General features: G+C 45.8%; 19 protein-coding genes, 1 tRNA gene and 3 pseudogenes. 14 read left to right on the forward strand and 9 right to left on the reverse strand.

All coding sequences use genetic code 11. The features are described from left to right. Nucleotides 1–32: 32 nt before the first annotated feature. A complete protein-coding gene (locus K6V30_RS11865; protein WP_055271207.1) occupies nt 33–2,534 on the reverse strand; it encodes an endonuclease MutS2 in 2,502 nt (833 codons plus the stop codon). A gap of 132 nt (nt 2,535–2,666) precedes the next feature. Here K6V30_RS11865 and K6V30_RS11870 point away from each other — a divergent pair. The 4 genes from K6V30_RS11870 to K6V30_RS11885 all read left to right on the forward strand — a co-directional run bounded on the left by K6V30_RS11870 (nt 2,667) and on the right by K6V30_RS11885 (nt 5,050). Continuing rightward, nucleotides 2,667–2,751 (forward strand) — tRNA-Ser (locus K6V30_RS11870). A 240-nt stretch (nt 2,752–2,991) separates the two neighbouring features. Next, nucleotides 2,992–4,215, forward strand: coding sequence for a site-specific integrase (locus tag K6V30_RS11875; RefSeq protein ID WP_070751189.1), 1,224 nt, complete (start codon nt 2,992–2,994; stop codon nt 4,213–4,215). A 203-nt stretch (nt 4,216–4,418) separates the two neighbouring features. After that, a complete protein-coding gene (locus K6V30_RS11880; protein WP_005651667.1) occupies nt 4,419–4,724 on the forward strand; it encodes a MerR family transcriptional regulator in 306 nt (101 codons plus the stop codon). Next, complete coding sequence (locus K6V30_RS11885; protein WP_005655143.1) at nt 4,721–5,050, forward strand: hypothetical protein; 330 nt, start codon at nt 4,721–4,723, stop codon at nt 5,048–5,050. Before K6V30_RS11880 ends, K6V30_RS11885 begins: the two co-directional genes overlap by 4 nt. Nucleotides 5,051–5,160: 110 nt before the next feature. On the opposite strand, the gene K6V30_RS11890 is transcribed toward K6V30_RS11885, so the two are convergent. The 5 genes and pseudogenes from K6V30_RS11890 to K6V30_RS11910 all read right to left on the reverse strand — a co-directional run bounded on the left by K6V30_RS11890 (nt 5,161) and on the right by K6V30_RS11910 (nt 12,389). After that, complete coding sequence (locus K6V30_RS11890; protein ID WP_224207296.1) at nt 5,161–6,183, reverse strand: hypothetical protein; 1,023 nt, start codon at nt 6,181–6,183, stop codon at nt 5,161–5,163. A gap of 81 nt (nt 6,184–6,264) precedes the next feature. Beyond that, nucleotides 6,265–10,232 (reverse strand): annotated as a pseudogene (locus tag K6V30_RS11895) (N-6 DNA methylase). A gap of 153 nt (nt 10,233–10,385) precedes the next feature. Then, nucleotides 10,386–10,565 carry a hypothetical protein gene (locus tag K6V30_RS11900; protein ID WP_008647065.1) on the reverse strand — a complete coding sequence of 60 codons (180 nt, stop codon included), beginning with the start codon at nt 10,563–10,565 and terminating at the stop codon, nt 10,386–10,388. Beyond that, nucleotides 10,555–10,998 (reverse strand): DUF1896 domain-containing protein, encoded by a 444-nt coding sequence (locus K6V30_RS11905; RefSeq protein WP_115648821.1) that lies wholly within the window; start codon nt 10,996–10,998, stop codon nt 10,555–10,557. Before K6V30_RS11905 ends, K6V30_RS11900 begins: the two co-directional genes overlap by 11 nt. A 104-nt stretch (nt 10,999–11,102) precedes the next feature. Beyond that, on the reverse strand, nt 11,103–12,389 hold the full coding sequence (locus tag K6V30_RS11910; protein WP_224207297.1) for a DUF3945 domain-containing protein: 1,287 nt from the start codon (nt 12,387–12,389) through the stop codon (nt 11,103–11,105). A 341-nt stretch (nt 12,390–12,730) separates the two neighbouring features. On the opposite strand from K6V30_RS11910, the gene K6V30_RS11915 reads away from it, so the two are divergent. After that, nucleotides 12,731–15,676, forward strand: coding sequence for a TrlF family AAA-like ATPase (locus tag K6V30_RS11915; RefSeq protein ID WP_224207298.1), 2,946 nt, complete (start codon nt 12,731–12,733; stop codon nt 15,674–15,676). Between the two features lie 100 nt (nt 15,677–15,776). On the opposite strand, the pseudogene mobC reads toward K6V30_RS11915, so the two are convergent. The 3 genes and pseudogenes from mobC to mobA all read right to left on the reverse strand — a co-directional run bounded on the left by mobC (nt 15,777) and on the right by mobA (nt 19,607). Further along, nucleotides 15,777–17,804, reverse strand: a pseudogene (gene mobC / locus K6V30_RS11920) (conjugal transfer protein MobC). Nucleotides 17,805–17,851: 47 nt separating this feature from the next. Beyond that, nucleotides 17,852–19,066, reverse strand: coding sequence for a conjugal transfer protein MobB (mobB, locus tag K6V30_RS11925; protein WP_276530655.1), 1,215 nt, complete (start codon nt 19,064–19,066; stop codon nt 17,852–17,854). Between the two features lie 106 nt (nt 19,067–19,172). After that, nucleotides 19,173–19,607 (reverse strand): annotated as a pseudogene (gene mobA, locus K6V30_RS11930) (conjugal transfer protein MobA). Between the two features lie 740 nt (nt 19,608–20,347). On the opposite strand from mobA, the gene K6V30_RS25200 reads away from it, so the two are divergent. From K6V30_RS25200 to K6V30_RS11970, 9 genes are all read left to right on the forward strand, one after another. Beyond that, entirely contained in the window at nt 20,348–20,440 is a 93-nt protein-coding gene (locus K6V30_RS25200) for a ParA family protein (RefSeq protein ID WP_138342084.1), read from the forward strand. 9 nt (nt 20,441–20,449) lie between these two features. Next, the gene (locus K6V30_RS11935; protein WP_025867500.1) at nt 20,450–20,644 is read left to right on the forward strand and encodes a hypothetical protein; all 195 of its coding nucleotides are present in this window, start codon (nt 20,450–20,452) and stop codon (nt 20,642–20,644) included. Nucleotides 20,645–20,707: 63 nt separating this feature from the next. Then, the gene (locus K6V30_RS11940) at nt 20,708–21,118 is read left to right on the forward strand and encodes a ParA family protein (RefSeq protein ID WP_025867501.1); all 411 of its coding nucleotides are present in this window, start codon (nt 20,708–20,710) and stop codon (nt 21,116–21,118) included. Nucleotides 21,119–21,120: 2 nt separating this feature from the next. Beyond that, a complete protein-coding gene (locus K6V30_RS11945) occupies nt 21,121–21,549 on the forward strand; it encodes a DUF3408 domain-containing protein (protein ID WP_224207299.1) in 429 nt (142 codons plus the stop codon). Nucleotides 21,550–21,552: 3 nt separating this feature from the next. Then, nucleotides 21,553–22,464 carry a hypothetical protein gene (locus K6V30_RS11950; protein ID WP_217768060.1) on the forward strand — a complete coding sequence of 304 codons (912 nt, stop codon included), beginning with the start codon at nt 21,553–21,555 and terminating at the stop codon, nt 22,462–22,464. Nucleotides 22,465–22,789: 325 nt separating this feature from the next. Further along, nucleotides 22,790–23,245 carry a hypothetical protein gene (locus tag K6V30_RS11955; RefSeq protein WP_008781884.1) on the forward strand — a complete coding sequence of 152 codons (456 nt, stop codon included), beginning with the start codon at nt 22,790–22,792 and terminating at the stop codon, nt 23,243–23,245. 21 nt (nt 23,246–23,266) lie between these two features. Further along, nucleotides 23,267–23,695 carry a hypothetical protein gene (locus K6V30_RS11960; RefSeq protein ID WP_025867503.1) on the forward strand — a complete coding sequence of 143 codons (429 nt, stop codon included), beginning with the start codon at nt 23,267–23,269 and terminating at the stop codon, nt 23,693–23,695. Between the two features lie 264 nt (nt 23,696–23,959). After that, nucleotides 23,960–24,259 (forward strand): DUF4134 domain-containing protein, encoded by a 300-nt coding sequence (locus K6V30_RS11965; RefSeq protein ID WP_005682322.1) that lies wholly within the window; start codon nt 23,960–23,962, stop codon nt 24,257–24,259. A 23-nt stretch (nt 24,260–24,282) separates the two neighbouring features. Next, entirely contained in the window at nt 24,283–24,603 is a 321-nt protein-coding gene (locus tag K6V30_RS11970) for a DUF4133 domain-containing protein (protein WP_008781886.1), read from the forward strand.

The raw sequence follows: 24,603 nt of genomic DNA on the forward strand, positions 1-24,603 counted from the left end.
AGAACAAGTTCTTCGATCGTTTTGTTTACAGATTAGTCAAAATCGACTACCGTAATTCCGGCACCTCCGAACTGGACATGTTCATCTGCATAATGCCTGACACCTGGTACGGTGGACAGGTATTGGCGGATGAGTGTACGGAGTATTCCGGTTCCTGTTCCGTGAAGGATGCGTACACGGTCCATGCCGACCAGGATAGCATCGTCTACGAAATAAGTGATGGCTTGAAGCGCTTCGTCACCACGCATTCCCCGCACATCGATGTCTTGTTTAAAGTTGAGTTTCTTTTCGTACATCTGATCGTGTGTCTGGTTGCTGACAAACGTGCTTTTGGCAATACTTTCCGTTTTCGGGGCAGCATTACTTCGTTCCAGACGTTCCAGTTTCACTGTGGTTTTAATGCTTCCGAAAGCAACGGTTGCATTTTTACCACTGATTTCCATTATTTGTCCGACACTTGTCTGTCCCTTGATTTTTACATTCTCACCGACAGTGAGAGGCATGACTTTAGGAACGGCGGGTGTCTGTGATGCAGTAGCTTTCGGTTCGTTTTTCCTGTTCTTCTTCCGCTCTTGTTTCTCTTTCAGCTTCTCCATTTTGCGGGCAATCTTCTCTTCCTGTTCTTTGGAAGTCATCGTTTCCAGTGAAGTGCGGAAATCGTTTAGTTCCTGACGTACCTGACGGGTCTTTTCTTTTTCTGCCTGAGCTTCTTTAATGGTACGAATTGTATTTTCAATACGGGCATTCGATTCCTGTAACATTCGTTCTGCTTCTTCTTTTGCCTGCTTGATAATCTCTTTCCGTGACTTCTGTAGTTCATCCATTTCTGCCTGGTAACGTGCAATGGTATCTTCCATGTGTTTTTCCCTCTGGCGGATGGTTTGTCGTTTTCCTTCCCAGTAGCGTTTGTCACGTACAATATCCTGAAGGTATTTGTCGGCATTGATGTACTCGCTTCCTACAATATCCGAAGCATCTGCGATAACATCTTCCGGCAATCCTATTTTTCGGGCAATCTCTACGGCAAATGAACTGCCCGGATTTCCGATCTGTAGTTGGAAAAGTGCCTGCATCAAATGACGGTCGTAAAGCATAGCGCCGTTGACTACTCCTTCATGATCTTCTGCGAAATGTTTCAGATTTTGATAGTGAGTCGTTATCACTCCGAACGTTCCTTTCTGATTGAAGCGTTTCAATACGGCTTCAGCGATAGCACCTCCAATTTGCGGTTCTGTACCTCCTCCGAACTCGTCAATCAGGATGAGGCTGCCTTCGTTGCAGTTTTTCATCATGATTTTCATGTTGGTCAGATGGGAAGAATAAGTACTCAGGTCGTCTTCAATGGACTGCTCGTCACCGATGTCGATAAAGATGCTGCTGAACATACCGGCATGGCTACGTTCGTGCAAAGGTATCAGCATACCGCATTGCAGCATATATTGTAGCAATCCGACAGTTTTCAGGCAGACTGATTTACCTCCGGCATTCGGACCGGAGATAATAAGGATGCGTTGCTTCTGGTTAAGTTCTATATCCAAGGGGACTACCTTCTTTCCATGTTTGGCTAATGAGAGTTGCAGCAATGGATGTACGGCCATTGTCCAATCCAATAGTTGTTCTTTTTCTACTGCCGGTTTCAGGCTGTTGGTCTGTATGGCAAAATAACTTTTTGCGCGGATAAAGTCGATCTCTGCCAGAAACTCATACGACTGGAGGATATCCGGAATAGATGGGCGCAGGATATTGGAAAACTCTGTAAGGATGCGAATGATTTCCCGACGTTCGTCACCTTCGAGTTCGCGAATACGGTTGTTGGCCTCTACGACCTCTGCCGGTTCGATGAATACGGTCTTTCCACTTGCCGATTCATCGTGTACGATTCCTTTTATTTTCCGTTTAAGTCCCGGAGCGACAGGAATTACCAGACGTCCGTCACGCATTGTCGGGGCTACATCTTTGTCTACGTACCCTTCAGATTGTGCATTGCGCAGGATACTGTTTAGTGAACGTGAGATACTTCCCATTGTACTGGACAGCTCCCGACGGATACGTGCCAACTCGCTGGAAGCATTATCTTTAATTTTTCCGTATTTATTGAGAATACTGTCTATCTTACCGATCAATTGGGGGAATACGGCAATGTCTCCCGCCAGTCGTTTCAGGCTGGGATAGGGGACATTGTTTTCTTCCTCTTCTTCATTCCGGTGAAGGAAGCGTACAATATCACGAATGGTTTCTAATGAACGGCGTAGGTCAAATAGTTCTTGTTCGTCCAAATACATACCTTCTATCCGCACTCGTTTCAATGACGGACGGACATCGAAGAAAAACTGATCCGGAAACCCGTCTTCTTCCTGAATGATACGCACAAACTCGGTTACCTGATTCAATCTCTCTTCCACTTCTTCGTATTGTTCGGAAAAGCTCATGTCTGAAACCCGCTCTTCGCCTAAAGTGCTGAGACACTTATCTTTCAGTAACTGTCTTATTTGGTCGAATCCTATCTTTTGCTCAAAATTTTGAGGATATATCATATCTTTATACTTATTATATGCTGCAAAAATACGATTATTTCGCGAAAAAAATGTCAGATTGTTTGCAGATTTAAAAATGATTCGTACCTTTGCACCGCTTTCAACGGAAAGCACTTCTGATAAGGAAGTTCTGGAGAGGTGGCAGAGTGGTCGATTGCGGCGGTCTTGAAAACCGTTGTACTGCGAGGTACCCGGGGTTCGAATCCCTGTCTCTCCGCTGGAAAGAATTGCAAAACAAAGAAAATCCCTGTAAATTAATACTTTACAGGGATTTTTTGTTCTTGGTGCATGGCAAAAATAAGCATATCAAAGCATTCTTTCGGTGTACTATTCGGTGTACCTGATCTCCTTCAATGTCAGGTACACCTATTAAGTAAATAATTCATTGTTTATCAGTGTTTTGCATCTTGACTTGTTGCTCTTGGAATTTTAGTTTTGTGATTAAAAAACAAGTAAGATGGAAAGAACAACATTTTGTCTATTGTTCTACATTCGTAGGACGAAATTGAATCGGAACGGTGAGGCTCCGATAATGATGAGAATTACAGTGAATGGAGTCCGGGTTGATGCTTCAGTGAAGAAAACAATTCTTCCGGAGTTCTGGAGTGCGGCAAAAGGAAAGGCTCTGGAAAAGAAGCGTGAGTACAAGGAACTGAATCTGTATCTTGATTCTATCCGTTTGAGGATAATGAAAATTCAGCGTGAACTGGAAATAGAAGGTGTAGCGGTTTCTGCCGGCAGTGTCCTGGACCGTTTTTTGGGAAAGGATGCTCCCGTACAGCGTACCCTGTTTGAGGTTTTCCGTGAACATAATGATAAATGCGCCCGATTGTCCGGTACGGACATGGCGCCTGCAACCGTGCAGCGTTATGAGACATCCTTGAAGCATACTCAGGATTTTGTCTGGGAGACATATCATAAGAAAGATATTCTTTTGGATGAAGTTTCCCGCCAGTTTGTTGAGGATTACGAGTTCTGGCTTAAGACCTCGAAAAAGTGTTGTCATAATACAGCCACCAAGTATCTGAAGAACTTCAAGAAGATTATCCGTATCGCTTTGGCCAAGGGATGGATGAAGAATGATCCGTTTTTGGAAATCAGGTTCTCGTTGGATAAGGTGGAGCCAGACTTCTTGGAAGATTCGGAAATCCGAAGACTGATTTCAAAGGAGATTGATATTCCGCGGCTGGGTCAGGTACGGGACATTTTTGTGTTCTGTTGCTTCACCGGTCTGGCCTTCTCGGATATTCACGGATTGGGAAAGGAGCATATCGTGGAGGACTCGAACGGTGTCAGATGGATACGCAAGGGAAGGCAGAAGACCAAAATCATGTGTAACATCCCATTGATGGAAGTTCCGTTAAAAATATTGGAGAAGTATTCCACCAATGAATATTGCAGGAAACATGGTGTACTTTTTCCGGTGCTTTGTAATCAAAAAATGAACGCCTATCTCAAGGAACTGGCTGATATTTGTGGCATAAAAAAAACATTGACCACCCATGTTGCGCGTCATACTTTTGCCACTTTTGCCCTGGCCAATGGTGTTTCGATAGAGAGCGTTGCTAAAATGCTGGGGCATACCAATGTTCAGATGACCCGTCATTATGCGCGTGTGCTGGACCGTACAGTGATACGTGAGATGTCACAGATAAAGATGGATTTTCATTTTTCCATGTAAGGAGAGGGTGTTTGGAATGAGCAAAGGCAGACATGAGGTTCGGATGTCTGCTCTTTCAGGAATGGCCGGAGATTGCTTCCGGCCTTTTTTATTTCATTCTGTCGTTTTCTGTCTTTTTTGGGCGGTTGCTCAACGGTTGAGTAACCAATGACCTTGTAATATCACCGTAATATTGCACCGTAAACAATAAAAACAAGGTCATTATGAATAACAGAAGAACTGCACCTGGTGGGCAGATGACCCACATGCTCAGTACCATACTCGCCAAAGTAACCAACATTGAAAAGTTACTGGCTCCTGCCATACATAACTTGCCCGACAGCGAGATACTGGATTCAAAAGGCGTGCGCCTGCTTACCAAAATGTCCGACAGGACACTTCTAAGACGCCGCAATGACGGTTCGTTGCCTTTCCACCGTGACAAGGGGAAGATTTACTACCGCCGTTCGGACGTGCTGCGTGCCATGCTGCTTGAAAAAGAAGAACACTCTAAAAATAAAAGGTTATGAGAAAGATGATTAAGGTTGAAAGCGGCTCGTTCGCCGCACTCGTGAGAAGTTACAAGAAGTCCCTCAACATGTTGGCCGTGCTGCAACATATCTGCGAGGATAACTGTGTAGAACTCTCCATGCTGCCCGATGAGGTTTGTGAGCTGATAAACCTCGATCCGGCAGAGATTGAGAAGCAGCGTTTGAGCGGACGGCTGCGTTTTGCGGAAGAGGAGAACGGGACCAGGCATTATTCGATTGTGGATATAATCAATCTGAAGGATTCCATTGACTGGAAGGTTATTAACAGACAGGTGGAAAGCCTTTCCTTTGAGGAAGAGGAATGACGGAGTGTCTTTCTTCCCGTTACAGACAAGAGTATGGCCGGCAGAGCGGATTTATCCGGGTGCCGGCCATACCTTTGTCATTTTCTGAAAAGCGGTTCTTTACGGCAAACTTAAGATATTTTTTTCAGTCCGTTTGACGGGGCGGCAATTTCCATTGGGGGTACATGCCTTGCCTTCCGTGGCAGGTCCGGTGTATCGTCACTTTCGCCTGTCGCTTTCTGTCCTTTCATTTCCGTTCCGTCATCCGTTCCGCTTTCATGCCCGCCTGCCGGTTTTATGGTAAGCTGTATTTTCCGGTTCAGCGTGGCAAGTTCCTCATTCAGCCGCTTGATTTCCGCATCCTTGGGCCATGAAGCCGCCACAATCTCCTGAAGGACCGGGATGTCCTTCGACAGCTCCGCGTTCTCCTTTTCCCGTTTCTCTATCATGGCGGGAATGCGTTCCAGCGCATTGATGAAGTTCATGACGGCCAGTTTCGGGTCTTTGGCTATATAACCGTTGTTGTAGGTATATTTGATACCGTCCAGTCCCTCAACCATGAACTTGTTCTGCAAGGTCTGTGTGTCCCCATCACAAATCCTCTCGGTACGGACAAGGATGCGGAAATCGGACAGGGTTCCGATTTTCATATAGTCATCCTCCGTCCGGACATTCCGGTTGATTGCGGCAAGCCGGTTGTCGAGTATCTCCACATTGTCCGAATCCACACCGTCCAGTTTCAGGGGATTGGGACGGAGTCCGGTTTCCGTATCTGCGGGCATCACCTTGTTGAAATATTCCCAGTCCCTGGTGAAACGCCCGATAAAGGTGTTGTTTTTTTCTATTCCCGAAGTCCTTTCATTCAGCTTGCCTTTCGCGTTTCCCTTGTTACGGTAGAATGCCTGCCTCTCGCTTTCAAGGACCGCCAGTTTCTTGTCCAGCTTGGCCTTTTCCAGCAGGTCGTCGTTGCCCGAAAGGATGGCCACGTATTCGCTGAAACTGCCGCCTCCGTTTTCGTCAATCGCCCCCTCGTCAATGGTACGGGCGGCCAGATTGCGGCTTTTGAGCTGGTTGATGAACACCTGCTTGTTTTGCAGCAGGTTGAACTTGTAGCTGTCCAGTGACTTCTCCACCGCATAGATATAGCAGTCCACCTTGTTGCCGGCGTACTGCTTGGCGATGATATTGCCTTTTCTTACCGCCCGTCCGTTGCGTTGTTCCAGGTCGGACGGCCTTCAGGGTATGTCCAGATGATGGATGGCCACGGCCCGTTCCTGCGCGTTGACACCCGTTCCCAGTTTCTGTGTGGACCCGAAAAGGAAACGGATGCGCCCGGAGTTCATATCCTTGAACAGTTCCTTGCGTGCGTTGTCGCTGTTTGCTTCCTGAATGAATTTTATCTGCTTTTCCGGGATATTATGGTCTTCCACGAGTTTGCGCCTTATCTCACAGTAGATGTTCCACTGGTCGGGTTTATAGGTACTCAAGTCTGAAAAAATGAACTGTGTGCCTTTCTGGTCAAGATATTTGTAGTAATACTCCGCAATCTTGGCCGCGCAATGAGACGCCTTGTTTCCCGGACTGTCGCCGTACTGCTGGTCTATCAGCCGCATGTCAAGCGACATCTTGTTCGAGTAGTTGGTGGCGATCAGCATCTGTGCTTTCTCCTCCGCTTCGGACAGAGGCTCCCTGTCTATGTAGGTCGCATCCCCGGTTTCAGCGAACTTTATCAGTTTTTGAATGAAAATCTCCTGCTGGGGAGTGGGCGGTATGTGATACAGTTGCTCGTTGAGTTCCGGCCTGTCAACTCCTACGTCCTCGGCCGTTTTGTAATCGGTTATCTCCGCATAAAAATTGGCGAGTTCCGGCACTTTGATAAAATAGCGGAAACGCTCTTTTTGCACCACCTGGTTGGTCACTGAAAATTCAAAGTCCGTGCTTTTCTTCGCATAGACGGCCGCCCAACCGTCAAAACAGGTAATCCCCTGTCGCTCCATTTCCTTCGGACGGAGATATTTGAAAAGGAGATAGAGTTCTGTCAGGCTGTTGGAGATGGTCGTACCGGACAAGAAAGTGGCCCCCAAATCCCTGCCCGTACGCTCCTGTATGGTACGGATGGCGAAAAGCATGTTCATGGCCTTCATGCTTCCTTCGGGGTTGCCCAGACCGGAAACTCTTGCATGGCGTGTATTGAACATCAGGTTCTTGAAATTGTGCGATTCGTCAACGAAGAGGTGGTCGATGCCCATCTGTCTGAAATCTGTAACATCATCCGTCCGGTCCTTTATATCCTGTTCCAGCTTTTCAAGTTTGGCCTCAAGGTTTTCCTTTCTTCTTTCCAGCCCCTTCTTTATCCAGCCGGTTACTTCATTGCCCTGCTGCTCGAATACGGCGAGATTCTCTTCGATGCTGTCTATTTCCTGCGTATATATTTTCTGCTGTATTTCGGGGGACTGGGGTATTTTCCCGAACTGGTCGTGTGTCAGGATGATACAGTCCCAGTTATTATTTTTGATGTCATGGAATATTCCGACACGCTTCTCCGGCGTAAAGTCCTCCTTGCCCGGATACAGCACTCTGGCATTCGGATAGGCCCTCTTGAACGTGTCGGCTATGTCATGCACATTGCTTTTGAGTCCGATAATCATCGGCTTGTTCGCCAGTCCGAGACGTTTCATCTCAAAGGCGGCTATGCACATGATAAGGGTTTTGCCCGTACCTACCTGATGGTCGATTATCCCGCCTCCGTTCATCTTCAGCATCCATACGGCATTTTTCTGGCTATCGTACAGGGACGGTATGCCCAGCCCTTTCAGGTCAAGGAACGGGAAGCTTTGCAGGGAACCGTCGTAATCGGGACGTACATAGCAGTTGAACTTGCGGTTGTACATGTCCGCAAGGTTCTGCTTGAACTCGGGCAGCTGTTCATTCAGCCAGCCGGTGAAGGCGGAACGTATCTCGTTGATTTTGGTGTCGGCAAGCTGGATGGCCTCCGCATCACGTACCTTAATGTCATTGCCCTCCTTGTCCTGTACGGTCTTGGTTATGTCGGGTACGGTGTTGTGCAGCGCATGTTTCAGCAGGTCGTTTCCGTAATAGCCTCTCTTTTCCCCTTTCACATAATATCTGTCGGTGATGTTCGCGTTGGTGCTCTCGAAGCTTACGCTGAATTCGTCGATGGATTCCGTATAGTGGATATGGGCCTTTGTCTCAAAGAGGTATCCGGCGAATTCCTCATATACGGACATGGGTATCCACCGTTCTCCCAGGTTGAAGTCAAGCTGTTCGAAACTTATAGGCTCCGGTATGGCTTTCCGAAGGGCCTCCAATGATTTTCTGCTCGCGCCGTCATCGGGATAGTCTCTCAGGTGGTTCTCTATCCATTCTGCTTTGGCGATCACATTGCCCGCTATGAAACGGTCCTTGATTTCATGGCTCTTCATCATGGGATTGTAGAAGATGCGCTCTTCCAGCTGTTCGAGCAGTTCCTGCCTGCCGATGTCGCTGAGATTCTCCATATATTCCAGATTGACCTCGCCGAACTTGTTCAGGGATGCCGCAAGGGCTTCCTGCGGTGTATCCACATGTGTCACCTCGTTGGCGTTGAACGATACGGGCACGGTGAATATGTCCGCTTTCTGTATCTTCCCGTTGACGGAACGCTCCAATGAGAGCATTTCCCGTCCTCCTGCATCCAACAGCAGGAACTTGGCGTTGTCCTTTCCGTTCAGCTCCCTGAACATGCGGTGGAAACGGTCATACTGCCGGTTCAGTTCCTCCCTTAGTTCCGGCTGTTCGGTTTCCGTTTCGGCTTCCGCATTGTAGAGATTGTGGTAGGCTTCACGGAGCGGGATATAGTAGGCGGCCCGGTATTGTTGTGTGACAGTCAGCCTGAGCGGATGGAACTGTACTTCGGGAGTACCCAATCCCTGCAAATATCCGTATTGCTCACCGGCTTTCACGAGAGAGCCGTTCTTGTATTCGGGGCGTATTTCTCCGGTAAACGGACGTGGTTCCGTTTCTTTTTTCCGTTCTTCCTCGAACCGTAGTCTGCGTTCCTGCCATTTCGCTTCCGCTGCCGCCTGTTCCCCGGTCATTTCTTCTTGTGAGACGGCTTCATCATACATGTTCTCTTGCGAGAACAGATTGAACATTTCCGGTTCGTTTCTTTTTCTTTTGCGGGATGCCGATGCTGTCCGGCCCGGTGATGGTCGGCTTTCCATCATCTGCCCTCCGCTTTCTCTTCGTCCGCATAGGCGGCAAACAGATTAAGTATGGGTTCATAAGGCTTGGTTGACAAGAGACTTTCTTCCTGCATCTCCTGCCGGTGCTCCACTGCTGTTGTTTCCGGTGGGACTTCCGGTCCGGTTTTCAGGGCAGTGGAAACGGTAGAACGGGACAGGTTTTCTTCATAAAGTTTCCGGTCAAGATGGTTCCCCACATCTTGTGCCAATAACTGCCTGAGATGTTCGGCAATGGCTCCGATACTCCCTTCATGGGTAAAATTCATGGCCGGTTGTCCGTACATGTTTTTACCCATGGATACGGAAGTATGGACGATGTGGTCCAAACCGGCATAGCTGTTGTTTATATGGATACTGTCGGATATGATGCGGGTCTCGATAAAGTTCCGCTCTTTTTCGGTCAGTTCCGACTTTCGGGTATTCTTCTGCAACACGATCAGGTCGCTGCCTACTTCCGTACCCGCATCGGTAAACAGATTGTCCGGCAGACGGATGGTAGAAACGAGATTGGCATGATTTACCAGCCACTCCCTGACGGGACGGTTCTGTGGCGAGTCCATGATGCCCGAAGTCGTGATATAGGCCAGTATCCCGCCTTCACGCAGCGTATCCATGCCTTTGAGAAAGAAATAGTTGTGTACGGCAGCGAGTGAGGATTTGCGCACCGGGTCGTCACTCCGGTCAAAGTCCCGGTCATAAATCCTGGTATTCCCAAACGGGATATTGGAAGAAACAACATCGAAGTAGCCGTTATAATAAGGCTGTATGGACTGGAAACCCTCTATGTTCACCTTGCTTTTCGGATAGAGGGATGAGAGTATCCTTCCCGTCAGCCTGTCCTTCTCGAAACAATGGATTTCGGGGACATCTTTCAGAGTGCTGATGAACATGCCCGTTCCGGCGGAAGGGTCAAGAAAACGTTCCGGGCGGATTTCCGGTATTAGCAGGGCTTCCTGCATGGCCGTTACCACCGGCTCGGGTGTGTAAAAGGCTGTAAGAACGGAATTCTTAAGACTTTGGACGTATGACTTGTATTCTTTCTCGTCTTTGGAATACTCACGCAGAAGTTCATGCAGCAGCCGGACCTGGGGAAACAGTTCTTTGTCCGACCTTCATTTTTCTATGTCCGTATCTTTCTCCGCCGGATTCAGGATGCACTTCAGTCCTCCGAAACCCGAATAACCGTTCAAGACCTTGCGTCCCTGTTCCGTAAGACAGAACTCCGGACGCATGAATATCAGTTCAAGTGCGGCTATGTTGTCCGCCAGATGTTGTCGTCTGTTATACGCCATATTGTTCTATATAAGATTGTATGAAACCTGTAAGTTCAACGGTAAGTGTATGACAGGCCGGAGATGATTCAAACCTGTCGTCTATGGAATATTTGCCGAATACCGCCTTTGCGGGTGACAATACCTTCAGGCAGAAATCCGTCCGTCTTTCGGGCCGTACTTCGGGAAACCACTCCGATACAACTTCGAAAACCGTATCGAACCGAGAAAAGCGCAAGTCCTGATAGAGAACGGCGTCAGCCTGTTCCAAAGCCTGCCTGACGGATAGGCCGTCACGTATGGCATGTTCGTAAGCCTCTGCGGCACTGTCCGCCCGCTCCCGGATGAATCCCTTGTCATCGGCCATGTGCGGATGGCTTTCTCTCAAATAAAAAAGGAGAGCTGACTTGAAGCAGGACAGTTCTCCGTTGTTGTCATGTTGTGTAATCATCATCTGTTGTCATTGGATTTTGAATGGGGAAATAATTTGTGACATACCCGGTAACCTGAGAGGAAACCGGGTATATGGATTCGGTAAACGTTCCGCCTGCTGCCGGATTACGAGAACGAGAGGCTGTTCTTTCTGGCCTGCGGTCTGGGAGATACGACATGGCGGGCCGTCTGCTTTGTTTCTTGTTTCCTGTTGTTTTTTGGGGTTTCAACCGCCGGCTTGTATTCACGGGCATTGCGTCCTATGAGCAGGTTGTTGCTCTTGTTGCTGAAACGCACATCATCCGAGAACAGCTGTCTGGTCTTGGGATTGCGCATGTTCTCAATGAATACCATGCCGTGATTCTCCAGTATCTTTTTCTGTTCGGGGGTTATCTTGGCTCCTAAAATCGTATCGTTGACCTTCAGCTGCTTGTCGGACTGTTTGAATGCGATGTCCCTTATGGTCGGATCAACATAGGCCACACCGGAAAGCATGGTGTCGTTCTTGCGCTGTATGTCATTGATGGGGACTTCGCCACCTGAAGCGAGTATCTGCTTCTGCTTGTCGTCCAGTCTCTTCCCATAAATGTAGTCCGGGATTTTGATGGCATCCACGGGCATGGTGATGATGCGGTTGGTGGACTCGTGGAAACTGACATAGCATTTGCATACATTTCCTGTAAGCGTGTCCTTCATTTCCTTGATTCCTCCCAACGTACCCGTTTCGGCCAGTTTGTCATCCGTGAATACGCCTTTATAGACCGGCAAATCATATTGGGGCTTGTCCAGACGGGTGAGTGTCTTGAGTTCCACTTTGCCGTCCGCACCTTTCACACACATGAAACAGGCCTCGCCCAAATCTTTCTTTTCTCCGTTTATCTCCTTGCTGATGGGCAGTGCGGTGGAAGTGATTCTTCCTTTGAGAAGTTCTCCCATGCAATGGTTGTTGAACAGAGTCTCCTTGTCAAGACCGAGTGCGTTCAGATCTTTCCACGGCAGCTGGTGCTCATCAAACTTATACCGCCGGGCCAGTTTGGCGATACGTCCCTCGTCGTTGAGTTCGCTGTTTTCTACCAGTTTCTTGCCGTCCGGTCCGGGGTCTTCCCCTTTCCGAATCTGGATGACCGCGTTCAGTGTCTTGTCCAAAACGGCAAGTGGTACAAGGAAGAAACTGAAGCTTGTAGGATTTTGGTACTGGTTCTTGAAATTCGTGAAGAACAGTTCCAGAGGTGTGGTACGGTCCAGTTTGAGAAAACTGTTGTTGTTCTTTTTGTCCGGCGGTACGACTTCGATGCTGCCGTCCTGTTCGTTCATCTTGGAGATGACTGCGGTCTTGTTCGTTCTCTTGTCAAGGACTGCCATTACATGCTCGTCCTGACTCTGCTCTTGTTGCTCTTGTTTTTTCTTAGCCATAAAATTAATAATTTAAGTGATACAATAATTAATCAATATCGGGTAAACCTTAGCCCGTCGATGCGAATGTAGAGGTTTAATTGATAGGTTATTACATTTTTACCGATGTGGGGTATGGATGGCGGTGTTTGACGGGAAATGGCTGAATAGGTTGACACGTATATCTCCTAATTGATATAGCCAATTTCATTCATTGAGATATAAAGTATATACAGCAAATGAGTTCTATAAATAAAACAAGAGAAATACTGATTTTATTACTTCTTTAATCTTATCTTTGCCAAAGATAATGTTTAACTCTCAGTATTTTATAAGTTTGTGTAACTTAAATATATAAAACGATGAAAGACATAGGCTCAATTTGGAATAAATGGGATTTGCATATACATTCCGATGCATCTGATGGAAAAATGAATTGTCAGGAAATTATAGATAAAGCTAAAGAAGAAAAACTCTCTGTTATCGCTTTGACGGATCATCATACTGTTAAAAATATAGATAAAATAAAAGAACTTGCAAAATTAAATGATATAATAGTTTTGTCAGGAATTGAATTCCGGACAGAATATGGGCAAAAATCTGTCCATATGATAGGGCTTTTTCCTGACAACTATAACGATATTGATTTAGATGGCAAATTTTTGACAGAAAACATTCTCAATCCTTTAGGACTCTCTGAATCAATGATTATTCAAAAAGGAAAAGAGGCTGATGGTACTAAAGATAAATCTGATGAGTATTATTTTAAGAAAGGTATTTTCTTAGTACAGGTTGATTTTAAAACTGCTGCAAATTTGATTCATCAATATGGAGGTATTGTAACTGTACATGCAGGTTCTAAATCTAATAGTATTGATGAAGAAATGAAACATGATGGAACAAGTAAAAAGAATGTTTCTATTTATGATTCATTAGGTCCAGTTAAAGATGAATTATTCAAAGGTGGATATATTGATATTTGTGAAATAAGAAATGAAAAAGATGGAAAAGAGTTTTATAAATCAGAGTTTTGTAAACCTTCAATAACCGCTTCAGATGCTCATGAAAAATCAGTTATAGGTTTAGGCTCATGTTGGGTAAAGGCTGAAAAAAACTTCAATGGATTAAAGCAGATATTAAATGAACCAGAGAGAGTTAATTTTAATAATCCGGAAATATTAGAACGAGTAGAAAGTAATCCCCTTAAATTTATAAAACAAATAAAGATAAAAAGAACAGCAAATGCGACAATGAATGAAATCTGGTATGATAATATTGAAATAGAATTGAATCCTGGACTTGTCGCTATTATTGGGAATAAAGGTAGTGGTAAAAGTGCAATTACTGATATTATAAGTCTTTGTGCAAATACCCATAATGATGAATTTTCATTTTTAAATAAATATAAATTTCGTTCCCCTAAGCCTTATGATCGTTCTAAGCAAATTCAGGCACAAATAGTATGGGCTGATAATAGTTGTTCTGATTGGATAACATTAGATAGCTCTTGTGATAAAACAAATGTTGAAAGAGTAAAATATATCCCTCAGAGTTTTTTAGAATCTTTATGTGTTACAGAAGATGATAAACAATTTGAAGATGAAATAAAGAAAATTATATTTCAGCATACTCCATTGACAGATAGATATGGGAAAAATACCCTTGATGAAATTATACAGTATTTATCTTCTGAAAATTCAAATGCAGAACGTGTAATTAAAAACAAAATAGAAAAACAAAATTTAGAAATAATAGATCTTGAAAAAAAGAAAACCGCAGAATTTAAGAATACAATTGAAAATTTATTAAAGAATAAAGAGGAAGAGTTGGTTGTTGTTCAATCTCAGAAGCCAGAAGAAGTTAAAAAGCCTATAGATGATGAAAATGTCAATGAACAAAAGCAATCTGTCATCAAGAGTATTGAGAATATATCAAGAGAAGTTACAAGTATACAGCAGAGAATAGATGAATATATTGCAAAAAGAACAGAACTAAATACAGATATACAGAATCTTTCTCAGATAAAACAGAGTTTAGTACTTATGCAAAGTAATATTTCTCAAAAAATGGAAGAACATAAGTCTTTCTTATTGAAATATAACTTAGATATAAATGAAGTAGTTAAAGTTGATTTTAGACTAAATCTTATTGAGGATAAAATTAAAAGTCTTACTAAACAAAGAAGTGAAATAGTGGAATCTTTAGATGGTGATGATAATTTGTATGACAAAAAAAAGAAAAAGGAAGAAGAGAAAAAAGCTAAAGAGAATGAATTGAATGGTCCTGAACGGATGTATCAAAAATATTTATCTGAAATTGAAAAATGGAATAAAAGGTGTAACGATATTCTCGGTGATGACCAGACTGAAGATACTATAAATTACTACAAAAAAATACAGCATTATATCAACAATAATCTTGAACAAGAATTGAAAAACGCACAAGAAATGCGCAATAATTTAGTCCAAGAATTAGTCGATTTAAAGAAAATTACACTGTCGACTTATAATAAATTGTATGCACCTGTTTTAGACTTTGTTGAAAGATTTAAGGATAAAATGAGAGACTATCCTATTCAATTTAGTGCATCGTTTATTGTTCGGGATTTTTCATCTCGCTTTTTCGATATTGTATCTCAATCAAGTGCAGGTTCTTTCAATGGAAAAGAGCAAGGATTTAATCGCTTAAATGATGAAATTGATCATGTGGATTTCAATGATAGCTCGGCTATTTTGCATTTTACGAATAATATAAATACTCTTTTACTTTCAGATGTAAGGGATAATATGAACAACCAAGAACGAGATATTGAGTCTCAGTTAAAGAAAGGACATACAAAACAGGAATTATATGATTATATTTATCAATTAGATTATATACAGCCATCTTTTCAATTAATGATGGGGGATAAGCAGTTACCTGCACTTTCTCCAGGTGAACGTGGAGCTTTACTGTTGTTGTTTTATTTGTTTATAGATATGGATGATAAACCATTAATAATAGATCAGCCAGAAGAAAATTTAGATAATGAAAGTGTATACAATTATTTAGTTCATTTTATAAAAGAAGCAAAGCAAAAGCGTCAGATAATTATTGTAACTCATAATCCTAATTTAGCAGTTGTATGTGATGCTGATCAAATAGTCGAAATGAAGATAGATAAATCGTATCGAAATAAAGTTTCATTTCAATCTGGAGCTATTGAAAATTCAATAATAAATGATAGGATCGTGACTATACTCGAAGGCACATATCCTGCATTCAATAATAGAGATTGTAAATATTCTATTGTAGAACATAAACTATAATACATATAATTTGCTATGTAGGTAACATAATCCATGTGGCAATTGGAGGCTGTTCACTCTCCAATTTGCCACAATATGTTATGATAAATACTGTAAACGGCTATGTTTGTGCCTGTGCGCCTCCATCACCACCTAACAGGTGTTTGAGTTCCGGATCATTCTCTATGCGGATTAGTTCGTTCTCCACAAGTTCCACAATATCCTGTTTGATTTGCCGGTAGTTGGCTTGTATCTGCTGTTCCATTATATCGTTGCCGTTCTCGTCCAGAAAACTGCTGATTTCAGGGATGGGCTGATAGGTGGCTGTTTCCTTCTGTACCGCATCATTATCCACCACTATCTGCGCATGGAAAATTTTTTGGTCTATCGTTTCTCCGAAATTGTCCGTTACGGCACCTACAAACATACCTTGTGAGAGTGTACTGATTTTACTGGCAGGTATCAGGCTGTCCAGTTGGGTGCTGAAGGAAGTGGACGTATCGTTACGGTTGATACTCATAGACTCCCGCTTTTGCAGGATTTTCCCGAACCTTTCCGACAATGTTTTGGCCGTTTCACCTACTACCTGACCACTGAATACATTGCCCACAGTTGACATGATAACGGCGGCCTCCTTGTCACCGTAGTCACGTTTCAACTGGCTGAAGTCCTGAAAGCCCAATACAACCGCCACCTTGTTGCTTCGTGCCGTGGCAATCAGATTATCCAAACCTTTAAAGAAAATCGTGGGTAACTCGTCAATAATCACACAACTTTTGAGTTGCTTCTTCTTATTTATCAGTTTAACGATTCTCGAATTATAAAGCCCCAATGCTGCCCCATAGATTGAAATTCTGTCGGGATTGTTGCCCACACATAACACTTTCGGTTCTTTGGGATTATTAATATCCAGCGTAAAGTCACTGCCGGACATTACCCAGTAGAGTTGCGGACTTATCAGTCTGGATAACGGGATTTTAGCACTTGCAATCTGGCCCTGGAGCTGCTCGCTCGCCCCGCCTTTCCATGCGTCAATGAACGGACTCAGATAGTTCTCAAGTTCGGGATAGCTTGTCAGAATGGTGAATACATCCTCGTACCTTTTGTTTAGTAGTTCTATCGCATGGGGGAATGTACAGAACCTGCCGCCTTCATAGATTTTCAAAAACCATATTATCGCCGTAAACAGGACAATCGGGGATTCTACGAAGAAGTCCCCTTGTTTTTGCACCCACGACTTATTGAGGTTAAGCATTATGGTGTACGACGACTCGTAAGCGTCTGAAATATCCGTCATCAGTTCCGGTGCCAGCGGGTTACAGCGATGGCTCTTGCGTGGGTTATCGAAATTTATCACGTAGAACTTGGGCGGTATCTTATAGCGGTGTCTGTACTTAATCAGGTGGTTATAGGCAATAACCGACAGGTCATCAAATTTAAAGTCGTATATATAAAGAGCATAGGACTTCTCTATTGCCTGCTTTATGTAATTATTGACCACGGCATACGATTTTCCGCTACCCGGTGTACCTAAAATCATGCTGGCCCGGAAAGGATTCACCACGTTTATCCAGCCTTTCCATTCCTTTCTCCCGTACCAGAATTTGGTCGGCAGGTTAATGGAATACTCGTTTTCCATAAGGCGGGTTTCCTGCATGAACGATTCATTCTCGGTATTGAAAACGTCCTCCAGCAAATTGTTCTTCAACAGACGGCTAATCCATAAACCGGATGCCAACAGGCAGAAGAAACCGCCGACCAATGTCGCAGTATAAAGTATGGCGCATACACCGGATGATGCGTCAATGGACAGTAACCACCAGTTCAGGAAAAAGAGTATGGCACCCGCTATGGCCGCAATAATTATTTTCCTTCATGTGATTTCATGCTTCTTTACCCCCTGGTTGCCCATGCAGGACAGACCGAGGAAAAGGACACAAAACAGTTTGGTGTAAAGAAGGGACGAGAACAGTCCTGTGGTACGCTGGAAATTGGACAGTATCCTGTCCACAATATCAAGCGTCCAGCCCATTTCGTGTAGCCAGCCGTAACAAAACCAATAGATGTGTATCGTCAAAAATAGAAAACTGATGGCCCGCATAAAGTCTGTGACTTTGGCAAGACCTCTTAAATCATCTTCATTCTGCATAATTGTAACTGTTAGAATTCGACTTTTTGTTCTATACCTTAATTATATTATAATTTGCGCCTGCGCTTCTTCTTTTTCCTGCGTCCGAAGCGGAAGGCCGGATCGATGTACTCGTGCGTATGGTCATCTTCCATGAGTACGGAGAAAATGTCAATGGCACCGAGTGCGGACGTATCAATCAGACTGCCGGACGGTTCACTCTGATAGCCTTGATTTTCCTGCTGCCGGTATTCCTTCCTTTCCAGTCTTTCTTCCGTATCTTGTTCCTGCCGGGGTGTATCCTGCTTCGGCGGTGGTATCAGCCTTGTACGGTCCGCATCCGGATTGTTGAACAATTCGTTGAACACATTGGCTGAAAAGGCCTTGCCCAGACGCGAGCCGTTAAGCACTGTCCGGCTGGTATGGTCTATGAAAGTGATGCCGTACAGACGTCCTTCGGGATTGATACGGTAAACCGTCTCTATATCTGCCTCTTTCAGCTTTCGGGCGAAATCCTCTTTCGTGCCGATGTCCTGCATGGCTTTAATGACTTCCTGTCTTGTCCTTTCGGCAAGGCTGTTCCTTTTCACCTTTTCAGTAGAAGTGGCAAACTTCTTTTGCAGTGCTTCATAACCGAATGCCTTGCCGAACTTGCTGGACTTGAAAGGTGTTCCCACCTGCTGTCCGTTATCATCCAAAGCTCCGTACATAATACCGTGGTATTCCTTCCCGTCCACATTTCCCCTGACTTCATAAACGGTTACGTTATACAGGTTCAGAAGAGTGCCATATTCGGCAAGCGAGTGACAGTTGTAACATTCCAGCAAGGTTCGGGCGGTATGTTTTACCTGTGCTTTCACGTCTCCTTTCGCATAGTCCACTTTTTGTAGGGATGACAGTTCCCTCTCACCGTGTTCTCCGAGTGTGGGATGAAGCCCGTACTTCACTTCCATTTCACGGCAGATGTTCTGTGCCCGGATAGCTTCCCGGTTATGGTCTATTTTTTCTCCGGTTTCATCAATACGTACCGATACGATGTGCATGTGCTTGCGGTCTATGTCTTCATGCAGCCATGCAATATAGGGCTGGTTCCCGTAACCGAAGTTTTCCATGAACTCCTGAGCCAGTACGGTCATCTGCTCTTCCGAAAGAATGTCTTTCGGGGACGGGTTCAGGGAGATGTGGATAACCGGTTTCCGGACGTGTGAGTTGAGTGCGATGTAAGGCTCGAAAGCCTGCAGGCAGTGTTCAATCGGCACATTGCCCGAAGTGTCAGCCGCAATTTTGGGATGTCACAATACCTTTGCCATACCTTCGTCCACCTTTATCTTATTATAGGCAATCACTCCATAGAATGAACTGCCGGATGTGATATTCGGCACCATGATGTTATTCCTTTTTAGTGAGATACTCTTTTTCGTACCGTTTTGTCAGCTCGATAATCTGTTTGCAGAGTTCCTCCAACTTGCGGGTTTCTTCGGCCAGTTTATAAAGGAAGGCAAGCGATTTCTTTTCCCCATAAATGGTATGGATGGTCTTTACACATTGGTTGTAGTTGTTTCCGATACGGCGGAACTGTTGATAGAAAGCGGTCAGCCGGGCATAATATTCCTGCGCTTCCTTATCAATCCTCACTACCTTGAACTCTCAGCCGAAGATGCGGGCAAAGATAAATTCGGCCTTGTTCTTCATGCCGGACTGTTCAAACATCGTGAGAAACTTCTCGTTCTCACTGTCATTGAGACAGAGATAATAGCGGTGCGTGCGCGGGTCCGCCAGCACCTTGCGCCCTGCGGCGCTACGGATTCTTGTTTCATCTTTCATAACATGAATAATTTAGGAAGTTCGACTTGGGAGAACTGACATCCCCGAAAGGCCTTTCGGGGCGGGACTTTCAGCGGTTGGAAATATTTTCAACCGCTGAAAGTACACCTCGCTATATGCTGACGCATATTAAAATCCGGCTGGGCCGGATTAAAGGTCTGAAGGATTTGTTTTACGTTCTCTTACCGAGAACGGGCTCCGCTCTCTCGGCGACAAAGGTAGATAGTTTTTTCTGTCCGTGCATCATGGCGTATCACGCCAACACCCGCCAATGAATGACTTTGGAGCCGGGGGTACTTCATGGATGCTCTTTTTGAGGTTTATTTGTAGCCGGATAGCTATTTGAACGGATAAACAGATATGCAATCAGGCAGATATTCAAACAGGCATTTATCCGGATATATAACTATACATATATATAAATGTATAGACGGATAAACAGCTATTCGGATAAATGGCTATGCAATCGGATATGTGAATAGTTATCCGAATATGTACATAGCCATATAGCTACATAACCGAATAGACAGATAGCTGAATAGCTACATAATTAAATAGCCATGTAATAGAGTAGCCATATAAGTAGATAGCCGGATAGCCAAGTAGCCGCATAATTAAATAACTATATAGCTAACCGGATGAACAGATAACAGAATGAGTAACCGGACAGATAGCCCCAAAGACAGACGGCTGTTCATCCGGCTGTCTATAAATCAATTTATTCACTTAAATTAGTAACAATGGAAAAGAGAAAGAAAACCGTGTTCGTTTCGTTCGCCTCCCAGAAGGGCGGCGTGGGTAAATCAACCTTTGCGATTTATGCGGCGTCGTGACTGCATTATGTGAAAGGTCTGAATGTGGCGATAGTGGATTGTGACTATCCGCAGCATTCAATCATCAAACAGAAAAAACGGGATATGGAAGTGGTAAAGACCACACCCGTCTATCAGAATCTTCTGGTGGAACAGGCCGGGCGGTTGAAGAAGAAGGCTTACCCTGTTATCGGCAGTACCCCGGCGGATTGCATGACGGACTGAAGGGCGTTTGAGGAAAAGGCGGACGTGCATTATGATGTGGTGCTGTTCGACCTGCCCGGAACAATGGGCAGTGACGGGGTGATTGCCACAATCAGTGCGCTCGATTATCTGTTCGTACCGATAAAGGCAGACCGCCTTGTGCTGGAAAGTACGCTGAACTTTGCCACGACTGTCAATGACCGCCTGATAAGGACCGGCATCTCCAATCTGAAAGCCTTGTGCATGTTCTGGAATATGGTGGACCGGAGGGAACGTACCGTCTTATATGACATTTACCAGCAAGGTTTCTCCCTCCTGGGACTGGACTGTCTCCAAACCCGTGTCCCCGTGCGCAGTAACTTCACCAAAGACCTCTCCACTACGGGCGGCCCGGTTTACCGGAGCACCCTGTTTGCACCGGATGCGGGCTTTACGAAGGAGTGCGGCTTTGATGCGCTTATGGATGAAATCATGCGGACAATCAAAATTGTATAGTCATGGCAAAGAAAACGAGTGGACAGAATCCGGTGGATGAAGCCTACCTGCGCAGCCTGATGGCGGGTAGTCCGCCGGAAAAGGTAACACCGTCCATTCTCCCCAAAGAGGAAACGGACAGGGAAACGGCTGAAAAGGCAAAGACGGAATCTGAAGCGGAAGAGACGCCGGAAAAGGCCGCATCCAAAACGTTGAAAGCCGCACAGACCGAATTTATGAGGAGATTCCTCACCCCTTACAAATGCGAAGGCAGGCAGGGTGTCTATATAGACAAGGAACTGCACCGGAAAATATCGGTCATCGTCGGCATTGCCGGTAAACGGCAGTTGACGGTGGGCAATTACATTGACAATGTATTGCGGGAACATTTCGAGAAACATTCGGATGAGGTGAAGGCATACTGCCAGAAGAGTTACAACAAAATCTTTTAAGCTATGGATATGCGATTATGTTATGAAGCCGGAGCGGTTCTGTTCTGGCTGCTGTTCGCCTATCTGTTCATGGACAAGTTCCTGTTCAGGGGGCAGCTTGGCGAGATATGTTTCGGGAAGGCACGCCGCCGCATGGCGAAAGCCCTGCGGGGTGCGGCAGGCTGGTTCGATCCGGTGAAGGAGGAACGGAAGAAGGGACGTGGACAGGCGAAAGGGAAAACGGGCAGGAAAGAGATTCCGGCAGTCGTGAAAAGGCAGGAGAAAGAGCTTCCACCTGTCAAGGCGGCGATGAAGCCCACAGAAAAGACTGCGGAGAGAAACAGTGAAAAAACGGTGGAAAAACAGTCGGAAACGGACAGCCTTGTCGTCACGAAAAGCTATGGGACACGCCAGCAGCCGCCAATGAACGCCACCGGTTCCGGGGCTATTGCAGGTAAGGAAAATGCCTCTACTTTTGCTGGCAGAAACGGGGACACGACACCGCCAAAGGCTGCACAAGTGCCGCCGGAGCGCATCCCGGATCTGTTCCGGGACAAGCGTGTGGAAGAGTGGCGGGCTTCCCCGGACGGGAGTTCCGGCGGACATGAAGGCGATGACGGACAGAGAGGAAACGGTGACGGAGTGGATACCGACGAGTTGAACGAGGAACTGGAAGATCTGAACTGTGTCCGCGAAGATTATTCGGACGGGGCAACCGGCATAGGGCCGGAAGAGCTTGATTTAATCATCGACCTCTGCAACGGCAGGGAGATTCCGACAGACAGACGATTGTCCCTTTTAAGGGCGATCCACCATATCAGGGATACGCAGATTGAACGCTCGATACTGGAAAGTATCAATGGCAGCGACAGCCGTATCAGCAAATTTCTGGATGAAGCCGAGCAAATGGGCGGGGCTGCTCCGGACAGTGACTAACCGATTAAAAAAGGAGGTAACAATGGCAAGAGGCTATTTCGATACGGGTTGATGCCCGTATCACTGTAAAAAGAGAGAACCGGCAGGAATACCAACAACAAAACGTATCATCCATGTTTATGACGTATTTCGATTCAAGTTGACAAACGGCGGCTTCCCCTTATGGGGGAAACGTGCCGACTCCCGGAGAGACAATCATTCCATTAACTTATCCATAAAACGACAGCGGCAATGACAAAAGGCCATTACGATTCGGGATGACAGACCGCTTGCGGCATTCACCCGGTAAGACAACAGGAACTATTCACCATTAAATTTTATTTGTATGAACATAGGACTGGTAGATGTGGACGGGCATAACTTCCCCAATTTCGCACTGATGCGCCTTTCGGCCTGTTACAAGGCAAAAGGGCACCGGGTGGAATGGGCGGCACCGCGACAGCGGTATGACAAGGTATTGGCAAGCAAGGTATTCACCTTCACGCCTGATTATGACTATGACCTGCTGGATGTGGGGGAAGTGGTAAGGGGCGGCACCGGGTATGACATAGCCGGCAGGCTTCCCGAAGCAGTGGAGAACAGCCGGATGATGGACTATTCCATTTACCCCGAATACCCTTTTTCGCTCCAGTTCTTTTCAAGAGGCTGCATCCGCAAGTGTCCTTTCTGCCTCGTCCGTGAGAAAGAAGGATACATTCAGACCGTGGAACCGGTGGAACTGAACCCGAAAGGGAAATGGATTGAGGTGCTGGACAACAATTTCTTTGCGAACCCGCAGTGAAGGAGTGCGGTAAGCTATCTGATGAAAGCGGGCCAGCCCGTGAAGCTGCACGGCGTGGACGTAAGGATTATGGACGAGGAACAGGCCTGGCACCTGAACAGGCTCAGGATGAAGCAGAACATCCATATCGCATGGGACCTGCCGCAGCTTGACCTGAGGGACCGCCTGAAAGAGATGGTAAAGCACGTGAAGCCCTACAAGATAACCTGTTACGTACTGATAGGATTCAATTCGACCATTGAGCAGGACCTGTTCCGGTTAAATGTACTCAGGGAACTGGGAATTACCCCCTTTGTCATCCCTTTCCGGGATTATGGAAATGAACGGACGCCTACGCGGTACGAGCGTGACCTTGCCCGGTGGGCGAACCGGATGTGGCTGTTCAAATCCTCCTCCTTTGAGAACTATATGCCCCGCAAGGGATTCAAGTGTGGGGAATATTTGAAATAAACCGATAAGGACAGTAAAGACAATGAGAGCAAAAGGCTATTACGATTCGGGATGATTCAGACCCTCATCCCGGGAGAGAATTAACAATGAAGTTTCACCATTCAATCATGTAACCATGCGAAAGATGTATTTTGACTCCGGCTGATTGCCTGCCGGAACTTACCCCCTGAACCATTAAACCATAAGCGGCTGCGGGCTGCCTTATGGGGATAGTGCAAGGGGTAGCCCGTGGCTTTTTAAATCACTTAAAAATCACGGAATTCAATGAAACAGAAAAGATTGATTATGATGCTGGCCGTACTGGCGGCAGCGGGTGCGGCAATGGCACAAGGAAACGGACAGGCGGGCATCACGGAAGCCACGCAGTTGGTGACGGGATATTTTGACCCGGGCACGAAACTGGTGTACGCGGTGGGTGCCATTATCGGCCTGATAGGCGGCGTCAAGGTCTACCAGAAATTCAGTTCGGGCGACCCCGACACCTCGAAAACCGCCAGCTCATGGTTCGGAGCCTGCATTTTCCTGATAGTGGCCGCCACTATCCTGAGGTCATTCTTCCTCTAAGAACAGATAAAAGACAATAGCTTATGTCTGACTTTGAGATAAACAAAGGCGTGGGCCGTGAGGTGGAGTTCAAAGGGCTCCGTGCCCAGTACCTTTTTATTTTTGCTTTCGGGCTGCTTGCCGTGTTCGTGGTGTTCGTCATCATGTACACGGCGGGCATCGGGCAATGGACGTGTATCGGCTTCGGGGTATCGGCTGCCACGGCAGTGGTCTGGCTGACCTTTTCGCTGAACCGGCGTTTCGGCAGCCACGGACTGATGAAGCTCCTTGCCGCCCGGCAGCATCCCAGGAGAATCCTCTCACGCAAACGTATCACACGTCTGATTAAAAAACAACAATCGTAA

Origin of the sequence: Bacteroides faecis, assembly GCF_020091505.1 — a bacterium.
In the GTDB taxonomy this organism is placed as follows: domain Bacteria; phylum Bacteroidota; class Bacteroidia; order Bacteroidales; family Bacteroidaceae; genus Bacteroides; species Bacteroides faecis.